The organism is Streptomyces tibetensis (genome assembly GCF_040647715.1).
GTDB lineage: Bacteria > Actinomycetota > Actinomycetes > Streptomycetales > Streptomycetaceae > Streptomyces > Streptomyces tibetensis_A.
Genome location: NZ_JBEZCR010000007.1, coordinates 180287 through 197227, shown reverse-complemented (window position 1 = coordinate 197227; position 16941 = coordinate 180287). Strand labels below are relative to the sequence as shown.

At 68.1% G+C, this 16941-nt stretch carries 15 protein-coding genes and 2 tRNA genes; 12 read left to right on the top strand and 5 right to left on the bottom strand.

Annotated features, from left to right (window positions below; all coding sequences use genetic code 11):
- Nucleotides 1-408 precede the first annotated feature (408 nt).
- The 5 genes from gyrB to AB0B29_RS20285 all read left to right on the top strand — a co-directional run bounded on the left by gyrB (nt 409) and on the right by AB0B29_RS20285 (nt 6828).
- Nucleotides 409-2469, top strand: coding sequence for a DNA topoisomerase (ATP-hydrolyzing) subunit B (gene gyrB / locus AB0B29_RS20305; protein ID WP_362241478.1), 2061 nt, complete (start codon nt 409-411; stop codon nt 2467-2469).
- 42 nt (nt 2470-2511) lie between these two features.
- A complete protein-coding gene (gene gyrA / locus AB0B29_RS20300) occupies nt 2512-5106 on the top strand; it encodes a DNA gyrase subunit A (protein WP_362241475.1) in 2595 nt (864 codons plus the stop codon).
- Between the two features lie 19 nt (nt 5107-5125).
- On the top strand, nt 5126-5920 hold the full coding sequence (locus AB0B29_RS20295) for a DUF3566 domain-containing protein (RefSeq protein WP_362241472.1): 795 nt from the start codon (nt 5126-5128) through the stop codon (nt 5918-5920).
- Between the two features lie 112 nt (nt 5921-6032).
- Nucleotides 6033-6109, top strand: a tRNA-Ile gene (locus AB0B29_RS20290).
- 323 nt (nt 6110-6432) lie between these two features.
- The gene (locus AB0B29_RS20285) at nt 6433-6828 is read left to right on the top strand and encodes a VOC family protein (RefSeq protein ID WP_362241469.1); all 396 of its coding nucleotides are present in this window, start codon (nt 6433-6435) and stop codon (nt 6826-6828) included.
- Nucleotides 6829-6891: 63 nt separating this feature from the next.
- Here the strand turns inward: AB0B29_RS20285 and AB0B29_RS20280 are convergent, their stop codons facing one another.
- Nucleotides 6892-7254, bottom strand: a complete 363-nt coding sequence (locus AB0B29_RS20280; RefSeq protein ID WP_362241467.1) for a DUF6344 domain-containing protein — start codon at nt 7252-7254, stop codon at nt 6892-6894.
- A gap of 337 nt (nt 7255-7591) precedes the next feature.
- Between AB0B29_RS20280 and AB0B29_RS20275 the strand changes: the two genes are divergently transcribed.
- Together AB0B29_RS20275 and AB0B29_RS20270 are read left to right on the top strand one after the other, a co-directional pair.
- On the top strand, nt 7592-7720 hold the full coding sequence (locus AB0B29_RS20275) for a DLW-39 family protein (RefSeq protein ID WP_003999697.1): 129 nt from the start codon (nt 7592-7594) through the stop codon (nt 7718-7720).
- 243 nt (nt 7721-7963) lie between these two features.
- Nucleotides 7964-9247, top strand: coding sequence for a hypothetical protein (locus tag AB0B29_RS20270; protein ID WP_362241464.1), 1284 nt, complete (start codon nt 7964-7966; stop codon nt 9245-9247).
- Between the two features lie 103 nt (nt 9248-9350).
- On the opposite strand, the gene AB0B29_RS20265 is transcribed toward AB0B29_RS20270, so the two are convergent.
- Both AB0B29_RS20265 and AB0B29_RS20260 read right to left on the bottom strand, forming a co-directional pair.
- Nucleotides 9351-10862, bottom strand: a complete 1512-nt coding sequence (locus AB0B29_RS20265; RefSeq protein WP_362241461.1) for a serine/threonine-protein kinase — start codon at nt 10860-10862, stop codon at nt 9351-9353.
- Between the two features lie 298 nt (nt 10863-11160).
- Entirely contained in the window at nt 11161-11709 is a 549-nt protein-coding gene (locus AB0B29_RS20260) for a helix-turn-helix domain-containing protein (RefSeq protein WP_362241458.1), read from the bottom strand.
- 181 nt (nt 11710-11890) lie between these two features.
- Here AB0B29_RS20260 and AB0B29_RS20255 point away from each other — a divergent pair.
- Nucleotides 11891-11963 (top strand) — tRNA-Ala (locus AB0B29_RS20255).
- Nucleotides 11964-12120: 157 nt separating this feature from the next.
- On the opposite strand, the gene AB0B29_RS20250 is transcribed toward AB0B29_RS20255, so the two are convergent.
- Nucleotides 12121-12822 (bottom strand): DUF5324 family protein, encoded by a 702-nt coding sequence (locus AB0B29_RS20250; RefSeq protein WP_362241456.1) that lies wholly within the window; start codon nt 12820-12822, stop codon nt 12121-12123.
- A gap of 337 nt (nt 12823-13159) precedes the next feature.
- Here AB0B29_RS20250 and AB0B29_RS20245 point away from each other — a divergent pair, with 337 nt between their 5' ends.
- A complete protein-coding gene (locus AB0B29_RS20245) occupies nt 13160-13687 on the top strand; it encodes a peptidylprolyl isomerase (RefSeq protein ID WP_362241453.1) in 528 nt (175 codons plus the stop codon).
- 112 nt (nt 13688-13799) lie between these two features.
- Nucleotides 13800-14690 (top strand): rhomboid family intramembrane serine protease, encoded by an 891-nt coding sequence (locus AB0B29_RS20240; RefSeq protein ID WP_362241451.1) that lies wholly within the window; start codon nt 13800-13802, stop codon nt 14688-14690.
- A 254-nt stretch (nt 14691-14944) separates the two neighbouring features.
- On the opposite strand, the gene crgA is transcribed toward AB0B29_RS20240, so the two are convergent.
- Nucleotides 14945-15199, bottom strand: a complete 255-nt coding sequence (crgA, locus tag AB0B29_RS20235) for a cell division protein CrgA (protein WP_361871491.1) — start codon at nt 15197-15199, stop codon at nt 14945-14947.
- A 139-nt stretch (nt 15200-15338) separates the two neighbouring features.
- Here crgA and AB0B29_RS20230 point away from each other — a divergent pair, with 139 nt between their 5' ends.
- Both AB0B29_RS20230 and AB0B29_RS20225 read left to right on the top strand, forming a co-directional pair.
- Nucleotides 15339-16118 (top strand): DUF881 domain-containing protein, encoded by a 780-nt coding sequence (locus AB0B29_RS20230; RefSeq protein WP_362241449.1) that lies wholly within the window; start codon nt 15339-15341, stop codon nt 16116-16118.
- Nucleotides 16119-16141: 23 nt separating this feature from the next.
- A complete protein-coding gene (locus tag AB0B29_RS20225) occupies nt 16142-16819 on the top strand; it encodes a class E sortase (protein WP_362241446.1) in 678 nt (225 codons plus the stop codon).
- The last annotated feature ends 122 nt before the right edge of the window (nt 16820-16941 follow it).

The window sequence follows — 16941 nt, the reverse complement described above, 5'->3', positions numbered from 1 at the left end:
ACAGCACGTGACTGACATCACATCATGGGCTTCCGGCGGCTCTTCCGGAGCGTCGGCGGCGTCCCCGTCACGGGTCCGCACACGGTTGCGAATCATGACCTGACTCCGAAGTAGCCAAGGGTTGACGGCCGGAAGCGCTGAGTGCCTCCGTGAGCCTCTTGGAGCCCCCATCCGCATATCGGGAGTCGGACAAGACCCGTCGAGGGCGGCACATGCGGACTCAGGTACCGGCAAACCCCCATCAGTGTCAGTGCTACCGGTAGACTGGAAGCAATCCCGCCCCACTCGCTGGGGACCGTCCGGGAAAAGCTGAGCAACGCTGATCAAGGCTTACCAACGCAACATGCCGCAGCCGCTCCGGCAACCCGCCGACGAGCCTGGCTCGTGCTGTGCCAGAAAGGGCGCTTCGTGGCCGATTCCGGCAACCCCAACGAGAACATCCCGTCCACCGACGAAGGCGTGAGCAGCGAGGCGATCACCTCCCACAGCGAGGTCACCGCCTCGTACGACGCCAGTGCCATCACCGTCCTCGAGGGTCTGGACGCGGTCCGCAAGCGACCCGGCATGTACATCGGCTCGACCGGTGAGCGCGGCCTGCACCACCTCGTGCAGGAGGTCGTCGACAACTCCGTCGACGAGGCCCTGGCCGGTCACGCGGACACGATCGACGTCACGATCCTCGCCGACGGCGGCGTGCGCGTCGTCGACAACGGCCGTGGCATCCCGGTCGGCATCGTCCCCTCCGAGGGCAAGCCGGCCGTCGAGGTCGTGCTGACGGTGCTGCACGCGGGCGGAAAGTTCGGCGGCGGCGGCTACGCGGTCTCCGGCGGTCTGCACGGTGTGGGTGTCTCCGTCGTGAACGCCCTGTCGACCAAGGTGTCCGTCGAGATCAAGACCGACGGCTACCGTTGGACCCAGGACTACAAGCTGGGCGTCCCGACGGCCCCGCTGGCTCAGCACGAGGCCACGGACGAGCACGGCACCACGGTCGTGTTCTGGGCGGACCCGGACATCTTCGAGACCACCGACTACTCCTTCGAGACGCTGTCGCGGCGTTTCCAGGAGATGGCGTTCCTCAACAAGGGTCTGCGGATCAACCTCACCGACGAGCGCGAGTCGGCGAAGGCCACGGCCGGCGCGGACGAGGCGGGCGAGGACGAGAAGCACGAGGTCAAGAGCGTCTCGTACCACTACGAGGGCGGCATCGTCGACTTCGTGAAGTACCTCAACTCCCGCAAGGGAGACCTGGTGCACCCCACCGTCATCGACCTGGAGGCGGAGGACAAGGACCGGAACCTGTCCCTCGAACTCGCGATGCAGTGGAACAGCGGCTACAGCGAGGGCGTGTACTCGTTCGCCAACATCATCCACACGCACGAGGGCGGTACGCACGAAGAGGGCTTCCGCGCCGCGCTGACCTCGCTGATCAACAAGTACGCGCGCGACAAGCGGCTGCTGCGCGAGAAGGACGACAACCTCACGGGCGACGACATCCGCGAGGGCCTGACGGCGATCATCTCGGTCAAGCTGAGCGAGCCCCAGTTCGAGGGCCAGACCAAGACCAAGCTGGGCAACACCGAGGCCAAGACCTTCGTGCAGAGGGTCGTCTACGAGCACCTCGCGGACTGGCTGGACCGGAACCCCAACGAAGCCGCGGACATCATCCGCAAGGGCATCCAGGCGGCCACCGCGCGCGTGGCGGCCCGCAAGGCCCGCGACCTCACCCGCCGCAAGGGCCTGCTGGAGACCGCGTCCCTGCCGGGCAAGCTCTCCGACTGCCAGTCGAACGATCCCACCAAGTGCGAGATCTTCATCGTCGAGGGTGACTCCGCCGGCGGCTCGGCCAAGTCCGGCCGCAACCCGCAGTACCAGGCGATCCTCCCGATCCGCGGCAAGATCCTGAACGTCGAGAAGGCGCGGATCGACAAGATCCTGCAGAACCAGGAGATCCAGGCGCTGATCTCGGCCTTCGGCACCGGAGTCCACGAGGACTTCGACATCGAGAAGCTGCGCTATCACAAGATCATCCTGATGGCCGACGCCGACGTCGACGGCCAGCACATCAACACCCTGCTGCTGACCTTCCTGTTCCGCTTCATGCGGCCCCTGGTCGAGGCCGGACACGTGTACCTCTCCCGCCCGCCGCTCTACAAGATCAAGTGGGGCAAGGACGACTTCGAGTACGCGTACTCCGACCGCGAGCGCGACGCCCTGATCGAGATGGGCCGCAACGCGGGCAAGCGCATCAAGGACGACTCCGTGCAGCGCTTCAAGGGTCTCGGTGAGATGAACGCCGAGGAGCTGCGCATCACGACCATGGACCAGGAGCACCGCGTCCTCGGCCAGGTCACCCTCGACGACGCCGCCCAGGCCGACGACCTGTTCTCGGTCCTCATGGGCGAGGACGTCGAGGCCCGCCGCGCGTTCATCCAGCGCAACGCCAAGGACGTCCGCTTCCTCGACATCTGAGTCGGTCTCAGCTGACCGCACCCGGAAGGATTTTCACCAGCAATGACCGACGAGAACACTCCCGTGACGACGCCCGAGGGTGACGCCCTGGCCATGCGCGTCGAGCCCGTCGGGCTCGAGACGGAGATGCAGCGCTCATACCTCGACTACGCGATGTCCGTCATCGTCTCGCGTGCGCTGCCGGACGTCCGCGACGGCCTCAAGCCCGTCCACCGCCGTGTGCTGTACGCCATGTACGACGGCGGCTACCGCCCCGAGCGCGGCTTCTACAAGTGCGCCCGCGTCGTCGGCGACGTCATGGGCAACTACCACCCGCACGGCGACTCCTCCATCTACGACGCGCTCGTGCGCCTGGCCCAGCCCTGGTCGATGCGCATGCCGCTCGTCGACTCCAACGGCAACTTCGGCTCCCCGGGCAACGACCCGGCCGCGGCCATGCGGTACACCGAGTGCAAGATGGCGCCGCTGTCGATGGAGATGGTCCGCGACATCGACGAGGAGACCGTCGACTTCACGGACAACTACGACGGCCGCTCCCAGGAGCCGACCGTCCTGCCCGCCCGCTTCCCGAACCTGCTGATCAACGGCTCGGCCGGTATCGCCGTCGGCATGGCGACCAACATCCCGCCGCACAACCTGCGCGAGGTCGCCGCCGGCGCCCAGTGGTACCTGGAGAACCCCGAGGCCTCGCACGAGGAGCTGCTGGACGCGCTCATCGAGCGCATCAAGGGCCCGGACTTCCCGACCGGTGCGCTCGTCGTCGGCCGCCGGGGCATCGAGGAGGCGTACCGCACCGGCCGCGGCTCCATCACGATGCGTGCGGTCGTCGAGGTCGAGGAGATCCAGAACCGCCAGTGCCTGGTGGTCACCGAGCTGCCCTACCAGGTCAACCCGGACAACCTCGCCCAGAAGATCGCCGACCTGGTCAAGGACGGCAAGATCGGCGGCATCGCGGACGTCCGCGACGAGACCTCCTCGCGCACGGGCCAGCGCCTGGTCATCGTGCTGAAGCGGGACGCGGTCGCCAAGGTCGTGCTGAACAACCTCTACAAGCACACCGACCTGCAGACGAACTTCGGCGCCAACATGCTGGCGCTGGTCGACGGCGTGCCGCGCACGCTCTCGCTGGACGCGTTCATCCGCCACTGGGTGACCCACCAGATCGAGGTCATCGTCCGCCGTACGCGCTTCAGGCTGCGCAAGGCCGAGGAGCGGGCGCACATCCTGCGCGGTCTGCTGAAGGCCCTGGACGCCATCGACGAGGTCATCGCGCTCATCCGGCGCAGCGACACCGTCGATATCGCCCGCGGCGGCCTGATGGACCTGCTGACGATCGACGAGATCCAGGCCAACGCCATCCTCGAGATGCAGCTGCGCCGACTGGCCGCCCTGGAGCGTCAGAAGATCGTCCAGGAGCACGACGAGCTCCAGGCGAAGATCAACGAGTACAACGAGATCCTGGCCTCCCCGGTCCGCCAGCGCGGCATCGTCAGCGCGGAGCTGGCCGCGATCGTCGAGAAGTACGGCGACGACCGCAAGACGACGCTGATCCCCTACGAGGGCGACATGTCCATCGAGGACCTGATCGCCGAGGAGGACATCGTCGTCACGGTCACCCGGGGCGGCTACATCAAGCGCACCAAGACCGACGACTACCGCGCGCAGAAGCGCGGCGGCAAGGGCGTGCGCGGCACGAAGCTCAAGGAAGACGACATCGTCGACCACTTCTTCGTGTCCACCACGCACCACTGGCTGCTGTTCTTCACCAACAAGGGCCGCGTCTACCGGGTCAAGGGCTACGAGCTGCCGGACGCGGGCCGGGACGCCCGTGGTCAGCACGTCGCCAACCTGCTCGCCTTCCAGCCGGACGAGGCGATCGCCGAGATCCTTGCGATCCGCGACTACGAGGCGGTTCCCTACCTCGTGCTCGCCACCAAGGCCGGACTGGTGAAGAAGACGCCTCTGAAGGATTACGATTCGCCCCGTTCCGGTGGTGTGATCGCCATCAACCTTCGTGAGGGTCAGGACGGTTCGGACGACGAACTGATCGGCGCCGAACTGGTCTCGGCAGACGACGATCTGCTTCTGATCAGCAAGAAGGCGCAGTCGATCAGGTTCACCGCCTCGGACGAAACTCTGCGACCCATGGGCCGTGCCACCTCGGGCGTCAAGGGCATGAGCTTCCGCGAAGGCGACGAGCTGCTCTCGATGAATGTTGTTCGACCCGGTACGTTCGTGTTCACTGCCACAGACGGCGGGTACGCGAAGCGGACCAACGTCGACGAGTACCGCGTCCAGGGTCGCGGCGGTCTCGGCATCAAGGCCGCCAAGATCGTCGAGGACCGTGGGTCCCTCGTCGGCGCGCTGGTGGTCGAGGAGACCGACGAGATCCTCGCCATCACGCTGTCGGGCGGTGTGATTCGTACGCGGGTCAACGAGATCAGGGAAACCGGCCGTGACACCATGGGCGTCCAACTGATCAATCTGGGCAAGCGCGATGCCGTCGTGGGCATCGCTCGCAACGCCGAGGCGGGGCGCGAGGCGGAGGAGGTCGACGGCGATGTGGTCGTCGACGAGACCGCCGAGGACGCCGTGACCACCGGCACGGACGAGGGTGAGGCGCCCTCGGCCGAGTAGGCACGAGGAGTGAGTCATCGTGAGCGGAGCCACGGGCGCCGGACCGGCCGGAACCTCGCGGGGTACGGAAGCGGACGACGGCGGCCGTGGCTCCGCCGCGCGTGCGGCGGACCCGCACACGACCAACCTGAAGGCGATCAAGTCCCCGGCCAAGGACGAGCCGTCGCCTGACGCGCAGGGAGCACAGGGGGGAACTGTGACGGACACCCGAGGTCCGCAGACCAAGCAGGCCAAGAGCGGTGCGGGCGCGTCCACCACGGGCGCGCAGCCGCAGCCGGCCGCCCAGGAGCCGGGCACGGCCTCGCCGCTGCCCGGGGAGCGGCAGACGAAGCAGCAGGCCGGGCCGTACCACCCGCCGCAGGCCTACCCGGCGCAGCAGGCGGCGGCCGGGGCCGGCCCCGATGCCGTACGGCGTCCCCGCACGGGGGCGGGTACCACTCCGCGCGTCCGCAAGGCGCGGCTGCGGGTGGCGAAGGCCGACCCGTGGTCGGTGATGAAGGTCAGCTTCCTGCTCTCCATCGCCCTGGGCATCTGCACGATCGTCGCGGCCGCCGTGCTGTGGATGGTCATGGACGCGATGGGCGTGTTCTCGACGGTCGGCGGCACGATCTCCGAGGCCACCGGATCGAACGAGTCCAACGGCTTTGACCTGCAGGCTTTCCTTTCGCTGCCCAACGTCCTGATGTTCACGTCGGTCATCGCGGTCATCGACGTGGTCCTCGCGACCGCCCTCGCGACGCTCGGCGCGTTCATCTACAACCTGTCCGCGGGCTTCGTGGGCGGCGTGGAGCTGACGCTCGCCGAGGACGAGTAACGTCACCATCGCCATCGTCCTGACGGTGCCCCGACAACCGATTTTGGGACTTCCCATGTCGTGCGCTAATCTTCAGGAGTCAGCGCGCGGGACACAGCCCGCAGAGCGCGGCGGGGCTATAGCTCAGTTGGTTAGAGCGCATCCCTGATAAGGATGAGGCCACAGGTTCAAATCCTGTTAGCCCCACCAGCGAAAGACCCCCAGCCGGTAGTGGCTGGGGGTCTTTGACATTCATGGCTGACATCAGCCGATGAGTGGATCGTCGATGATCCCTGGCGCTGGCGCTGGCGTGCTGGCGTTCGACTTCGCTGCCTGATCAGGCTGCCCAGGTCCGGGCGCCCCACCGAGGTCTTCAACCGATCCCACAGCGCTGGACACGGCATGGGAGACGCGGCGAGCCTCGGACCGACTGATCGCGATGTGGCGTTGTACGGACGGGTTCACCGTGATCGCAGTGTCGTGTGTGCGGCCGTTGGCGCAGGGCCGGACCGCTTGGTGGCATGGTGGGCTGGATGATCGGAAGCCTGTACGCCCTTGTCATTGACTGCCCGGACCCTCGTGAGCTCGCCGATTTCTACGAGAAGCTGCTGTCGCTCTCGCGGCAGGAGGACACCCGTGACTTCGTCGTGCTGAGGAACGCCGCGAACTCCGCGGTGTTGGCCTTCCAGAGGGTGGACGAATTCCGGGCGCCACAGTGGACCGACGCCTCGCGCCCTCAGCAGATGCACATTGACGTGATGGTCACGGACCTCGATGAGGCCGAGGCCCAGGTGCTCGCCCTCGGCGCGACGTTGCTGGAAGGGTCGGACAAGCCGATCGGATACCGGGTCTATGCGGACCCCGTCGGCCATCCGTTCTGCCTGATCACTCCCTTGGAAACGAAGCCTGCTGGATCGGGGCATGCGTAAGCCCGGCCGCTCTGCCGAGCTGCCGGGCTTTGTACGCAGATCGCTTGGTGTTGTTCCGGGGGTTCAGCGCTGGAGGGGCATGAGGTGGTCCGCCTCGGGGTCGGGGTCCTCGTCGGTGCAGTGGGTGCCGGGGGAGGACGCCGTGTCCGCGGGTGAGCGGTGCCGGCAGCGAGGAGTCTTGCCGTGGGCCTCGGCGCGGATGCGCTGCTTCATCGTGGGGGGCAGGGCTCTTGGCGCGGATCGGGAAAACGTCGTCGGTGCCGCCGTCCGCTGCTGCGGGATGCTCGCGCCGTTGCTGTTGCTCTTCTGCTCGGCCTGCGGTACGGCCGCGGCGGCGGTCGTGGTGACGAGTCCGAGCGCCGTGCACAGCGCGAGGAAGGCGGTGACGATGGTGGTCCACAGCTTCATGACCTTGTTCCTGGCCATGGCCCCTCACTTTCGGGTTGGGCGATTTGCGTACTTTGCTCATCATGTGTATGGCGGTCGGGAAGTGGTGGACCTTCGCCCGTGGCGCGTCGATGTTCCGATGAACACCACCCGGATGGGTGCAAGAGGGGTGAAAAGGTGAGGAAAGCGCCAAAGGGCGGTCAAAGTAACCGTCCGTCGGGGTGTGATCACCCTCCGATCGGAGCGGTGTACTCCGCTTCTATCCCGTTCCAAGGGAGGGGAGTTGAGGGCCGACTCAGGTCACCGATCGGTATCGGCCGGTGTGTATAGTCGGGCGCCAGAGGTCCCCTACGTCAAGGAAAGACGAGGTCGCGCGGTGAAGAAGCTTCTCCTGGTCGCACTGGCCGCCATCGGCGGGCTCCTCGTGTACCGCCAGATCCAGGCGGATCGCGCCGAGCAGGATCTGTGGACGGAGGCGACTGACTCCGTGCCCACGGGTTCGTGAGTCACGACAACCCAGACCGAGCACACCCCGGCCGCCTTGCGGTCGGGGTTTTGTGTGCCGAGGGCCGGTCGTGAAGCCGGCCGCGGCGCGGCAGGATGGGCCACGGATCACGGCTTTGCGTCCGGTCCCGGCATGCGGTCCGGAGCCAGTGAGCGGTCCGGCGACAGTGAGGGGTGGCGCGTGAGGGGACGGTGTCGTACGGCGTGGAGGCGGCGCGCAGGGGCCGGGCCCGGTCGGCGTACCGTGGCCGTGCGCGTCGGCGCCGCGGCCGTGGTCCTGGGGGCGACAGCGGCCATGGTGCCCGGACATGCCTCCGCCGCAGTGCAGGCTCCCGGCACACCCAGCCCGTACGCCTTCGCGCCCGGAGCGCAACGCCTCCAGGGAGCGAGGAGCACCGGGGACGCCGACCTCCTGAAACCCGGCCAGGCCTACAAGAGCTCCCTGCCGGGCAACGGCAAGGTCAACTACCGCCTCGACCTCGACGCCACGTCCAACGCGTACGTCTCCGTCACCGCCGTCCCCTCCCCCGACAGCACCGTGTCCGTCATCGACGGCGTCAAGGTGACCGTGCAGGACGCCGAGGGCAACACCTGCTCCGTCGACAACACGCCCTTCGGGGCCGCTCGCAGCCCGCATCCCGTCGCGGCGTGGGGCATGCGCGAGATCTCGCCCAACCGGCCATTGTGCAAGAAGCCCGGTGCGTACTACGTGTCCGTCGAACGCGTCGACCCGAAGGGCGAGGGCGCCTCACCGGACGCCTGGGACCTGGAACTCCTCGCCATGACGGAACCTCGGACGGTGCGGAGCGGGGCGACCAGCGCACCCGAGGTGTGGAACTCCGCCACGCCCCAGCCGCTCCAGGGCGAGGCCGAGCACCGCAAGGGCGGCGCGGGGTTCTCCGGGGCGACCCCGCTCGATCAGGGAGTCTGGCGGGACGACATCCGGCCCGGTCAGACCCTCTTCTACGAGGTGCCGGTCGACTGGGGACAGCAGATCTCCGTCACCGCGGAACTCGGCAGCTCGGGCACCGGCGCCACCGGCTACACGTCCGACGCGCTGGACCTGGCCCTCTACAACCCCGCTCGCGGTGACGTCGCCGACGTGGGGGTCGGCTACGACGGCGATCAGAATTCCGGAAGCCTGCCTGCCCTTCCACCGGTCGACCACGCCAACCGCCACGCCGCCCAGGCGCAGGTGAGCGCGATGCGCTTCGCAGGCTCCTACTACCTCGTCGCCCACCTCTCGGAGACCGTCGCCGACACCTTCGGCGAGGGGCCGTTCAAGATGACGCTGCGCGTGACGGTGAGCGGGGAGCCGCAGGGCGGGCCCGAGTACGCGGGGGAGTCCGTGCCGAAGGGTGCCTTCGAGGTCTCGGACGAGGACCGGGAGGCGGCCGCGGAGGGCGTCGCCGCGGGCGATGACACCGCCATGAGACTGCTGGCCGTGGGTGGCATCGGCACCGGTAGCGCACTGCTCGTGGGGCTCGGGGTGTGGAGCCTTGTGGCCCGGCGCAGGAGTGTCGCGTAAGGGAGCGCCGACGGGGCCTTAAAGGACCGTCTGCTGTCCGATCGCTCAGAGCAGCAGTCAGGGCCCCCCGATGGCTCGGAGCAGGTCAGGGCCGCGCGAATGCTCAGATGCGGGTCAGCGCCCAGAAGCCCACGGCGTAGCACGCCAGTGCGAGGAGCAGCAGCGGTATCGCCACCTTGGCCGGAGGCCCCGGTCGGGAGGGCCGGTGCGCCCGGTGCCGTGACGGCGTCTGGCCGCTCGGCGGGGACGTCGGTGTCCGGGCGGTGTACGAGGCTGTGGAGGCTTCCGTGCGGTAGTGCTCCGCAAGGGGCGGCGGAGGGCCGGAGTAAGCCGGGGGGAGTGGTTGGGCGGAGGACAGCCGGTGTGTGGGGTCGTAAGGGGAGACGGGGGCCTGCTGGTGCGGGGCGTGGATCGGGGAGGGCTGGGACGGCCCCACAGTGGGGGACGAGGTGACGGTGGGCTGCGGCGGCGGCAGATGGAAGCTGCCGGTGTCCGACATGGAGGGCAGCCGCGCAGGGTCGGCGCTGTGGCCCGGGTCGGACAGGACCGACTGGCCACGTTGCCGGTGGGGCTCGGAGCCCTGTCCGCCCGGGTCCGACAACCCGTCCTCGTCCCGCCCGGATCCAGGCCGCTCCCCGCTCTTCAGCCCGCCCTCCCGCCCGGGCCCAGGCCGCTCCCCGCTCGCCCCCGAGTGCTCGGGCGGCTCCCCCCTCGGGCCCAGCCCCTTCGCTCTCTCCAGCGGCCCCTCGGGTGCGAACCCCGGCGGCAGCGGGCCCAGTTGGTCGAAAATCTCGATCAGCTCGTCGTCCGGGCCGGGCTCCGGAAGCAGCTCCGCTGCGGCGGCGAGTGCCTTGCGCGCCCCCGTGGCCGTACGGAACCGCGCCTGCGGATCCGGCTGGAGCAGCATGGCCACCACCTGCCACAGCGGCTCAGGGATGCCCTTGGGTGCGCCGGGCGTCCCGTGCTCGGCGAAGTACTGGATGAGCGCCTTGCTGTCCGGCTTGGCGCCCTCCAGCAGGTACAGCGCGACCAGCCCCACGGCGAACAGGTCGGCGGGAAAGTCCGGTTCGGCGCCCATCATCTGCTCCGGCGCGAGATAACCAGGCGTCCCCACCACGAGGTTGGTCTCGGTCAGGCGGGGTTCGCCCAGCCGCATCGCGATGCCGAAGTCGGACAGCCGCAGCCGCGGCCGACCCGTGCCGGTGGCTTCCAGCAGCACATTGGCGGGCTTCACGTCACGATGGACCACGCCCTCCGCGTGCACCGCGGACAGACCCGACAACAGCTGGTCGAGCAGGGTGCAGACGAACGCCGGCGGGAGGGGGCCGTAGTCCCCGACAAGGTGCACGAGTGACCCGCCCGCGACCAGGTCCATGGTGAACAGGACCTTGTCGTCGTCGGCGGCCCAGCTGGTCGGGGCGAGTACGTGGGGGTGGTCGATCCGCAGGGCCTGTTCCCGCACGAAGCGCAGCAGAGAGTGTGCGTCGCTCTGGAGCAGGACCTTGGCGGCCACATAGCGACGGCGGCGGTGGTCCCAGGCACGCCAGACGGCACCGACCCCTCCGCGCCCGATCGGGTCGACCAGTTCGTACCGGCCGGCGAAGACCTCACCCATGGCTGTACGTCGCTCCTCCCCCTGCGGCTTCCCCCGTTGCTTCCCCCTCGGCGAGCACTACGACTCCCCGACAGGCGAAACGGCTCCCCCGAAACCTGCCTCCCCCGAGCCTCCCGACTCCCCGAAGTACCCCAGCTCCCCCGGTCCTCCTGCTCCCCCGATGAGTGATACATCCCCCTCGCGTCGACCGGTCCCCCGTACGGAACACGCCCCCTCGTGCCCGCCCGTTTCGTGCCGCGTCCCCCGTCACTTCACCCATGCCCGCTGCCGAACCCCCTTCGGCGGCCGGGCAGTGGGATCAGCTCTGGTGGGACTGGTAGTGCGAGACCGCGTCCGAGGTGCGGCCGGCCCCGTAGACCCGGAGGAACTCCGCCAGCTCCGGATGAGTCGGGGCGAGGGTGTCGGCGGCGTCGATGATGTCACCCGCCGCCGAGACCGACCGCAGCAGCGACTGGATCTCGCGCACGACGCGCTTGACCGTGGGAGCCCCCGAACTGCTCGTCGTCTGCGTGGTGTTGCTCAGCACCGAGCCCCCCTGTGACTTCTTGATCTCCTCCATCCGCTCGGTGGCCTCGCCCGCGCTCACGCTGCCGTCCGCGACCTGCCCCGCCAGGTCCTGCAGCAGCTGAACCCGCTGCACCACGGCGGGATTGCCGATCTTCGCCCGCTGACCGCTCATCAGCTGCGACAGCATCGGTGCGGACAGTCCCAGAACCCCCGCGAGACGAGCCTGGTTGAGGCCAAGATCGTCGATGAGCCTACGGAAGAGCGCCCCCAGCGGCTCCCCGTACCAGTTCCGCTGCAGTTCCCGCGCTCTTGCGGTCGCTTCCTGCTGTGCGGCGTCCATTGCGTCTCCCCATCGCTTCCCCATGTACGGCGGTTCGCGGTAGCGAACCACGCCGAGCATCTTACGGAGAGTGGTCGACGACGGGGACCCCCAATCTTTTTGCGGAACCACGGGGGTGACCCGGTACTCTGGTCTCCGACGCCCGCCGGGACAGAGTTCCTCCGGTCGGACGTCCCCTTCCGGGGCCTTAGCTCAGTTGGTAGAGCGCTGTCTTTGCATGGCAGATGTCAGGGGTTCGACTCCCCTAGGCTCCACTTCCCGAAATGCCCTCCGAGCTGCGGAAACGCAGTATCGGAGGGCATTTTTCCGTCCCGCGGGAGGCGGGCAGGTGCGGGTGTTTCACGTGAAACAGCCCGGTGGGGCAGGAGACTCTCAAGTCTCCTGCCCCACCGGGCTGTTGAATCGGCGCCCTCAGGAACGGTCGTCGCGGCGGGCGGCCTCGTCCTCGGCCTGCTTCGCTTCGACCTCCGGGTCCAGGACCGACGGGCCGGTGCCGTCCACGGACGACAGGCGCCCCGACTCGGGGACCTCCGTCGCGGCCGGCGGCTCCACCAGCCAGTCCGGATTGGCCTGCTTGTCCCACCACTTCCACGCGGCGAAAGCACCGCCCGCGACCGCACCCAAGATCACCAGCGTCTTCGCGGCCTTACCGGCCTTGGCCCGCCGTTCGTGCTTGCGGACCAGCTTCTGGATCTCCTTGGGCGAGACCTGCCCGCGCAACGCGGACAAGGCGGCCACGCTCCGGGCCGCAGCCTCGGTCGTGACAGGCACGGCCGCAGCCACCGCCTGCTCGATCCTCGGTCGCGAGTACTCCGCCGCCTGGCGGGCGGCCTTGCGGGTACGTTCGGCGGCTTCCTGGGCGGCCTGGTCGACCTTCGGCGGCACATGCGTGCGGGCCTGCTCCAGATACGGCTGCACATGGGTGCCGTACTGGACGCGCGCCTGCCCTGCGGCCTGCGTCACCTTGGGCGCTAGCCGTACGCGTGCCTCGTGTGCGTAGTGCGCGGCCCTGTCCTTGGCCGTGTCGGCGTAGGGCGCCACCACTTCCGCGGCGTGCAGCACGCTGTCCTTCGCCGAACCAGTCGCGGCGCGCACGCTGTCGATGCGGGTCACGGGTTCCTCCTCCTCGGTGGCGTACGGTATTTCGACTTTCCACCCTTTTACGGATCATGCATCCCGGCACACGACCAGGCATGCGCGGAAGGGCATCCGGGTCACGGGAACCGGTATCCGGAGCCGATCACGTGCGATAGCGGATGAATAGGGGACAACACGAGCTTGTCGTCGACAATGCCACGGATCGCTGCCGAGCGCCCCCGCCCGGGGCTACTCGACTGGTTTTCTGTGAACACCCGCCGAGGGTTTCCCCCCGCTGCACCGAGGCCGGGCGACGCGGCGCCCCGTCCGTGCGAGGATCAGGGAGTCACGGAAAGACAACGGAAGGCAGATCGTGGCCGAGCAGCTTTACGCCACCCTGAAGACCAACCACGGCGACATCGAAGTCCGGCTCCTGCCGAACCACGCGCCCAAGACGGTCAAGAACTTCGTCGAGCTCGCCAAGGGCGAGCGGGAGTGGACCCACCCGGAGACGGGCGCGAAGTCCACGGACAAGCTCTACGACGGCACGGTCTTCCACCGGGTGATCAGTGGATTCATGATCCAGGGCGGTGACCCGCTGGGCAACGGCACCGGCGGTCCCGGCTACCAGTTCGAGGACGAGTTCCACCCCGACCTGCGCTTCGACAAGCCCTACCTGCTGGCGATGGCCAACGCCGGCCCGGGCACCAACGGCTCCCAGTTCTTCATCACCGTCTCCCCGACGGCATGGCTGAACCGCAAGCACACCATCTTCGGCGAGGTCACCGACGCGGCGAGCCAGAAGGTCGTGGACACCATCGCCACCGCCCAGACGAACCCCCGCACCGACCGCCCGCTCAACGACGTGGTCATCGAGTCGGTCGTCATCGAAACCCGCTGAGCGCGAAGGCTCCCACCGGGAACCGCGCGAAGGCTCCCGCAGGGAACCAATCGCCCCGCTCATCCGTAAGGATGAGCGGGGCGGGCTTTTCTCACACGACCTAGGGGAGACCATGGACGACCAGGCTGCCAGCAGCCCGCAGGACGCCCACAGCGTCCCCATGTGCTACCGCCACCCGGACCGCGAGACCGGCATCCGCTGCACCCGCTGCGAGCGCCCGATCTGCCCCGAGTGCATGGTCAACGCCTCCGTCGGCTTCCAGTGCCCCGAGTGCGTCCGCACCGGCTCCGGCACCGGCCAGTCACCCACGGCCGCCCTGCCCCGCACGATCGCGGGCGGCTCCATCGCCGCCGACCCCCGGCTGCTGACCAAGATCCTCATCGGCATCAACCTGGCCGTGTTCATCGCCGTCCAGGTCCACGAGTCGCTGCTGAACGACATCGTCCTGCTCGGTGCCTGGCCGCCGGCGCCCTTCACGCCCACACAGGGCGTGGCGGGAGGCGAGTGGTACCGCATGGTGACGTCGATGTTCACGCACCAGGAAATCTGGCACATCGCGTTCAACATGCTCAGCCTCTGGTGGCTCGGCGGCCCGCTCGAGGCAGCACTCGGCCGCGCCCGCTATCTCGCGCTCTACTTCATCTCCGGCCTCGCGGGCAGCGCCCTGGCCTACCTGCTGGCGTCCCCGACCACCGCGACCCTGGGCGCCTCAGGTGCGATCTTCGGCCTCTTCGGCGCGACAGCCGTGCTCATGCGCCGGCTCAACTACGACATGCGGCCGATCATCGCGCTGCTGGTGATCAACCTGATCTTCACCTTCAGCCCCGGCTTCAACATCTCCTGGCAGGCCCACATCGGAGGCCTGGTCGCCGGTGTCGTCGTCGGCTACGCCATGGTCCACGCACCGCGCGAGCGCCGCGCGATCGTGCAGTACGGCACCTGCGCCCTGGTCCTGGGGGTCGTCGTGCTGATGACTGTTCTGAGGACGGCGCAGCTCGCCTGAGCAGGCGTTGTCCACAGCGGGTGTCGGATCTTGTGCATACAGTGCGGGAACACATGTGCCCCCTGCCACCGGCCTGCGAAACCGCAGGTCAGACAGGGGGCGAACATGTTTTCGAGTACCGGTACTTCCGTCATACCGGCGTCAACGTCCCATGGGTTATCCACAGATCGTCTTCATTATCCCCATGTGGAAAACCGCTGTGGATAACTCAGTGAACACCCCTGGGCAGAGCTGCGTTCACCGTGCGGTGACCGCTACTTCCACTGGGTCGAGACGCCGAATCCGGCGGCGATGAAGCCGAATCCCACCACGATGTTCCAGTTGCCCAGCGAGTCGAGGGGCAGCGAACCGTCGGTGACGTAGAAGACGACGATCCAGGCCAGGCCGATGAGGAACATGGCCAGCATGACGGGCGCGACCCAGGCACGGTTGCTGAGCTTGATGGCGGTCGTCTGCTTCGCAGGCGGCGGCGTGTAGTCGGCCTTCTTGCGGATACGTGACTTCGGCACGAGGGTCTCTCCTGTCGATGCGCTGCGTGGCCGCGCAGGTAACTGGGTCGGTCTCGGGGCAGCGTAAGGGGACTCCGATTGCTCCCCCGGGCGTCCGTTAGCGTAGTGCTTCCGCCGCGCCGAAGGAGATAAGGGTACGTTGAGCAATTCTGCCGACTCCCCCGGGACGGGATCCAGCCCTGAGCGCGCGCGGCGTTTCCGGCCTGTGCGCGTCCTCACGGCGGCCGTGTTCGCTCTGGCGGGGCTTATTTTCTTCACCAGCTTCAACACGGCCAAGGGCACCAACATCCGCACGGACACCTCCCTGCTGAAGTTGTCCGACCTCATCCACGAGCGCAGCCGGGAGAACGGCGAGCTGGACGAGACCAACGGCACTCTGCGCCAGGAGATAGAGGCCCTCGCCGAGCGCGACGACGGCAGCACCAAGGCGGAGGACGACAAGCTCACCGCGTTGGAGAAGCGTGCGGGCACGCAGAAGCTCAGGGGCGAGACGCTCTCGGTCACCCTCAACGACGCCCCGCCGGACGCCACGGCCAAGCTCCCCGGCTATCCCGAGCCGCAGCCGGACTACCTGGTCATCCACCAGCAGGACCTCCAGGCCGTGGTGAACGCGCTGTGGCAGGGCGGGGCCAAGGGCATCAAGGTCATGGACCAGCGGCTGATCTCCACCAGTGCGGTGCGCTGCGTGGGCAACACCCTGATCCTTCAGGGCCGCGTGTACTCGCCGCCGTACAAGATCACGGCGGTGGGTGACCCGGGCAGGCTGCAGAAGGCGCTCGCGGCATCGCCGGCCATCCAGAACTACATGGTCTACGTCAATGTCTACGGGCTCGGATGGAAAGTCGAGGAGAACGGCCCGGTGACTCTGCCCGGCTACTCGGGCACAGTGGATCTGCACTACGCGAAGCCCGTGGAGTAGCGGCCAGGCCGGGGGAGCTGCCGGTGCGCGTGATCGTCAGGACCGTCAGCGAGCTCTGCATCACCGTCGGCAGCCTGATCGTGCTGTTCGTCGTCTATGTGCTCTTCTGGACCGGCGTGAAGGCCGACGGCGTCATGGACGACCAGATCGACCTGCTTCACAAGGAGTGGGCGAAGCCCCGTCCGTCGGCCGGCGGCCTGCCGGCGGGTCCTGCGAGGCCCGCGCCCTACGCCAAGGGCAGGCCTTTCGCGATCATGTACATCCCGCGGCTCGGTTTCACGTGGAACAAGCCCGTGCTCGAAGGCACCGCCACCGGCACCCTGAAGAAGGGCCTGGGCCACTACGCCGAGACCGCACAGCTCGGGCAGAAGGGGAACTTCGCGGTCGCCGGCCATCGCCGTACCCACGGTGATCCTTTCAAGGACTTTCCCGAGCTCAGGCGGGGTGACGCGGTGGTGCTGACCGACGGCAGGACCTGGTTCACGTATCGGATCGACAAAGGCCCGTACAAAACAGTCCCGTCCGACATCGAGGTGATCGACCCTGTCCCACGTACTTCCGGGTATACGCGTTCGGGCCGGTATCTGACGCTGACCACGTGCGAACCGGAATGGGGACACAGTCATCGGCTGATCGTCTGGGCGCACCTGGACTCCACTCAGCCTGTGGAGGCCGGGAAACCAGAGGCGCTGCGCCGTTAGTCTGGTGGCTGTACGGCGTGGGTCTGGTGCCGTGGTACGACGGAAGGGACGGCATGTACGGCTGGATCTGGCGGCATCTGCCGGGAAACACGTGGGCTAAGGCAGTGATCTCACTCGTCCTG

Bases quoted from the DNA above. Each gene is read 5' to 3' on its own strand.
- AB0B29_RS20280 (WP_362241467.1), bottom strand. From the start codon at position 7,254: ATGGCCAGGAACAAGGTCATGAAGCTGTGGACCACCATCGTCACCGCC.
- gyrA (WP_362241475.1), top strand. From the start codon at position 2,512: ATGACCGACGAGAACACTCCCGTGACGACGCCCGAGGGTGACGCCCTG.
- AB0B29_RS20285 (WP_362241469.1), top strand. From the start codon at position 6,433: ATGATCGGAAGCCTGTACGCCCTTGTCATTGACTGCCCGGACCCTCGT.
- AB0B29_RS20260 (WP_362241458.1), bottom strand. From the start codon at position 11,709: ATGGACGCCGCACAGCAGGAAGCGACCGCAAGAGCGCGGGAACTGCAG.
- AB0B29_RS20240 (WP_362241451.1), top strand. From the start codon at position 13,800: ATGGACGACCAGGCTGCCAGCAGCCCGCAGGACGCCCACAGCGTCCCC.
- AB0B29_RS20265 (WP_362241461.1), bottom strand. From the start codon at position 10,862: ATGGGTGAGGTCTTCGCCGGCCGGTACGAACTGGTCGACCCGATCGGG.